The organism is Bartonella silvatica, from assembly GCF_040545155.1.
Taxonomy (GTDB): domain Bacteria; phylum Pseudomonadota; class Alphaproteobacteria; order Rhizobiales; family Rhizobiaceae; genus Bartonella; species Bartonella silvatica.
Genome location: NZ_JBEPLI010000037.1, coordinates 1 through 4,974, shown reverse-complemented (window position 1 = coordinate 4,974; position 4,974 = coordinate 1). Strand labels below are relative to the sequence as shown.

5 protein-coding genes and 1 pseudogene are annotated in these 4,974 nt (G+C 36.4%); all 6 read left to right on the top strand.

All coding sequences use genetic code 11. The features are described from left to right. On the top strand, positions 1-531 hold a 531-nt coding region (locus ABID23_RS07555; protein ID WP_354190837.1), incomplete at its 5' end, for an HNH/ENDO VII family nuclease. Positions 532-596: 65 nt separating this feature from the next. Next, complete coding sequence (locus ABID23_RS07550; protein WP_354190835.1) at positions 597-1,166, top strand: SMI1/KNR4 family protein; 570 nt, start codon at positions 597-599, stop codon at positions 1,164-1,166. A 52-nt stretch (positions 1,167-1,218) separates the two neighbouring features. Next, entirely contained in the window at positions 1,219-1,683 is a 465-nt protein-coding gene (locus ABID23_RS07545; RefSeq protein WP_354190833.1) for an SMI1/KNR4 family protein, read from the top strand. Positions 1,684-1,790: 107 nt separating this feature from the next. Further along, positions 1,791-2,381, top strand: coding sequence for an SMI1/KNR4 family protein (locus tag ABID23_RS07540; RefSeq protein WP_354190831.1), 591 nt, complete (start codon positions 1,791-1,793; stop codon positions 2,379-2,381). Positions 2,382-2,433: 52 nt separating this feature from the next. Beyond that, entirely contained in the window at positions 2,434-2,913 is a 480-nt protein-coding gene (locus ABID23_RS07535) for an SMI1/KNR4 family protein (protein WP_354190829.1), read from the top strand. Between the two features lie 5 nt (positions 2,914-2,918). Then, a pseudogene (locus tag ABID23_RS07530) lies at positions 2,919-4,974 on the top strand (DUF6990 domain-containing protein); the annotation flags it as partial.

The window sequence follows — 4,974 nt, the reverse complement described above, 5'->3', positions numbered from 1 at the left end:
GGAGATCCTGACAAACTTGCGGCGAAGAAAGAACTAACCAAACTTGCTGCTAAAGAAAAAAAGCTTTGGTTAAAAAAGAAACCCACTAAATTTACCGATAGCAAATTTGGACAGACGAACAAAGCTTATCAGAGAGACGATTTGTTTGATCCTAACAGAATTTCTAAATGGACAGTAAACAAAAAAGAAGTGTGGGGCACCAATGTTGAGAGAATGGAAGCAGGAAGAGCACCGATAGGATTTGATGATGAGTCTGTTGAGTTGCATCACTTAAAGCAAACACATGATGGTCCCATAGCAGAAATGAGCAAGGAATCTCACCAAAAATATAGTTCCGTAATTCATGCTCCTTCCAAAACACATCAATCGCTTATAGAGAGAGACAAGTTTGGTAATTGGAGAGAGGAATATTGGAAGGAACGTGCTAAAGGGTATAGAGAACAACAAAACAGTAATTTAGGAGGAATAATTGATATGAAATGGGGTATCATAGGTCTAAATTTTGACAGATGGGGACAGGAGCATCGGTAGTAATACTCTACGATTGATGAAAAGAGAAAAAAGAAACTTATAAAATAATTTATGGAGGATAATTGATGAAAACCTATACCTTAGATGATGTTACAGTATTAGTTGATAAATATAATGATATTATCAATTTTCGTACTGAAGAAAATGTGGCTGATGATCTACGGATTGAAAAGGCGGAGAAAGCTCTCGATTTGCAATTCACATCTTCTTATAAGAGCTTTTTAAAAAAATATGTAGGAGGAGAAATTGGTGGTGAAGAAATCTTTAGCCTTTATAAGGAGTGTGGAGCAGATATCCCTGGTGGTGATATTGTTTTCAAAAACTTAAATGCTAGAAAACGTGGTTTTGCAACATCAGAACAGCTTGTCGTGTGTTACGCTGATTTTGGTGAAACCTTTTACTTTGATTATACGCAGTTTCGGGATGGTGAATGCCCACTTTATGTCATGCTTCCATCTGAAGATTGCGAATATTACGCCAGTAATTTTTATGAATTCCTATGCAAAAGAATTAAAGTACACGCGGAAGTTGAGATACCTGAAGGTGATCAACCGATTGAAAAGATTGAGCACACCCCCACTCCGCAACCTATACCTTTTTACAAGAGTTTTTGGAAAAAACTATGGAAGAGGTGAAATTGATAGAGGAAATATGGAGCGTTTATAACGCACGTTTTGAGGTTCATCTATGAAAACCTATACCTTAAATGATGTTGTACAATTAATTGATAAATATAGCGATAGTATCGATTTTGGCTCTACAGATGAAGCAGTTGATGATGCACTGATTGAAAAAGCAGAGAAAACTCTTGGTTTGCAGTTTACGTCTTCCTATAAAAGTTTTTTAAAAAACTATGGAAGAGGGGAAATTTGTGGTGAGGAAATATGTAGCGTTTATGATACAAACTTTGAGATTGTTCGTAGTGATGATATTGTTTATAAAAACTTAAATTATAGAAAAAATGGTTTTGCAACGCCACAGCAACTTATTGTTAGTAGAACCGATTTTGGAGAGACATTTTTCTTCGATTATTCTCAATTTCAGAATGGAGAATGTGCACTCTATTTTGATTTTCCACCCAAGGATCCACAATATTATGCAAGTAACTTCTATGAATTCCTCTGTAAAAGGATTACAGATAATTTGAAGTAAATTTCTTTGTATGGTGGTTTTACTTCCAAATTGCAATGTTAAACCACCATTATTTTTTTCTTTTCAAGAATGCAAGCATCGTTAATATTTTTTAGGGGGGATAATCTATGAAAACCTATACCTTAGCTGATGTTGCAGTATTAATTGATAAAGTGAATAAATATGATAATGAGATTATCAATTTGGGTAGTGAAGATGATGAAGAGAATGAAACAGATGATTTACAGATTGAAAAGGCGGAGAAAGCTCTCGGCGTACAATTCACATCCTCTTACAAAGTTTTCTTAAAAAAATATGGAGGAGGAGAAATTGGTGGTGATGAAATCTTTAGCATTTATGGAGATTGTGGGGAAGGTATTCCTGCTGGTGATATTGTTTTCCAAAACTTAAATGCTAGAAAACGTGGTTTTCTGACACCAGAACAGCTTTTCGTGAGCAGTACTGATTTTGGTGAAACCTTTTATTTTGATTATACGCAGTTTCGGGATGGAGAATGCCCACTCTATGTCATGCTTCCATTGGATAATTGCGAATATTACGCTAGCAATTTTTATGAATTCCTTTGTAAAAGAATTAAAGAAAGCGTGGGAGCTGAGATACCTGATGGTGATCAACCGATTGAAAAGATTGAGCACACTCCCACTCCGCAACCTATCCCTTTTTACAAGAGTTTTTGGAAAAAACTATGGAAGAGGTGAAATTGATAGAGGAAATATGGAGCGTTTATAACGCACGTTTTGAGGTTCATCCATGAAAACCTATACTTTAGATGATGTTGCAGTATTAATTGATAAAGTAAATAAATATGATGATGATATTATCAATTTTGGTACTGCAGAGGATGCAGTTAGTGATGTACGAATTAAAGAGGCAGAAAAAACTCTCGGTTTACAGTTTACAACTTCTTATAAGGATTTTTTAAAAAATTATAAGGGAGGAGAAATTGGAGGTTATGAAATTTTTAGCATTTATAACGCAAGTTTTGAAGATAATCCTGCTGGTGATATTGTGCATAAAAACTTATATCATAGGAGACATGGTTTTGCGACATTAGAACAGCTTGTTGTGAGTAGAACTGATTTTGGTGAGACATTTTACTTTGATTATACTCAGTTTCAGGATTGTGAGTGCCCGCTCTATCTTAGATTTCCACCTAGCGATCCCCAGTATTACGCAAGTAATTTTTATGAATTTCTCTGTAAAAGAATTATGGAACATGCTGGGGGGTAATGACGATGCAAACCAAAGACGCAACAGAGATTTTAAAAAAAGTTGGTTGGGAGCCCCATCGCGATGAAATGGGTGATATGTTTGCTTATTATCACCTCCCCGATCGCATAGTGCGTATTCATTATGGTGTCATAGATTATGGACGGGATAGCGGAAGATTGTGGGTTTCTGTCAGTCTTACTACTGCTGCTTATTGTCTTGGCTGTGAATATGCTAACGGTAAAGAATCTCAACCTCTATATGAGGATATGCTGATTTCTTCAGAAGAAGATTTTGGAGTTACAGCGCTGGAGTTTTTTGAAAACCACGTTAAGATAGCTTTAAACAAAGTGTTAGCTTGGGCGCAAGCACAAGATATTGAGAAAAAATTACGTGAAGAATCTGCTAATCATTCTCTCGTTGCAAAGGCTCTACTCGGCGATATCGAAGCTTTAAGGAATTACAAACCTACACCTCAATTATATACACCAGAGTTTTCTGATTATGAAAAGATGACACAGGTTGAGCGCGTTATCTTTTTTGCTGAGGCTTATAAAAATAACGAATTGGATGACATTTTAACACGCAAAAAACCGAAACAGCGTTTGATGAGTCTCACAGCAGCAACGCGCATTCTTAAAACCCAAGGGTGGTTTGCCACAGAGCCTGGAAAAATGTGGTTGGTTTTGCCCGACCGCTTTATTCAATTTGATTTTGGTTTTATCCGTCTTCATGGTGATTACAATGTCCGTATTGAAGCTGAAATATCTAATAAAGAGATTTCTGTCGCTTGCCATTATATTCACGATAGTAGAAAATGTAGGCAGATATCAGCTACAAATATTTATCAGTCTTTTAATACGATTGGGGGAAGGGTTTTTAGTGGTGTTGATAAAGGGATTGATATTCGTGTAGAGACATTAAATGAGCAGGAGCTTATCAAAATTTCTGAGCGGGTGATACAATGGGCGCGTGCTCAGGATTTAGAAGCAGCGATAGAAAGCAAAGCGCTTGTTCAAAAATATAGCTCTTGTCCCGATATCCCATGGCATTTGGCTTGTTTAGCATTGACAGGTCAAATTGATGTCCTGAAATCCTATCAAAATGCCGTAAAAGAAGGTACGATTTCTGAATATTTAGACGACAATGATGTGGAAAAATATGTTAATCACGCTGTTCAATTTGCTGAAGGACATCTGACCGTTTTAAAGGAGCGAGAGGCGGCAGATGCACGTATTGGTGTACAATCTTTGGTTCTTCTTAATACAGTTTCTGAAACATTAAAAATGATGAACTGGACAGTCTATCGCGACAAAAATTATAATTGTAATGCCTATTTTATAAGCAAAGACCGTATCATTAATATAATGTACAGCCTTGATACAAAAGGAAAAACACCTATCCTTATATTCAAGGCGTCCCTTTCAACACTTAGTTTTTCTACGGCTCATAGAGAGATTTTCTATAATATGCCTCAATATATAGCCATCAAAGAAGCAGAAGAAGTTTATACAGTTTCTAGTACTGAATTGGATGAAGGCAAACTAAAGGAGATTTGTACAGATATACTTGAGTGGGCTGACAACCAAAACAGCAACCAAATCATCTATGATTATGCGGCGTTGATAACAAACAGTGAATTTTGCCTTGCAGAATTTCACCTTATTGCACTTATTTTGACTGGCAATGTCAAAAAACTTAAGTTTTATAAGGAGAGTTTTCAAAGAAAGAGCTGTCTAGGTTTTGTGGAAAACATCACAAAATATGATATTGAGAACGCTCTTACTCTTGCACAGCGTTATTGAACAGGTTTTCCCAAAAAGGCATTGATTTTAAGCTTGGATGTGCAAACAGCATCTGTTGCTTCTAAAACAACTTCTGTTGAAGTGGCAGAGGAAGTGGATGAAGCAGATGATACTGATGATCGTCTCACCATGGAAAGTGCTCATGCACTTTTAAAAAGCCTAGGCTGGTCAACCGAGAAAAACAATGAGAATGACCATATGGCAAGCTATCAATTGGCTGATCGTGAAGTAGATATTCTTTATAACGACGAAATTGCCAAAGACTACCCGCAATTTG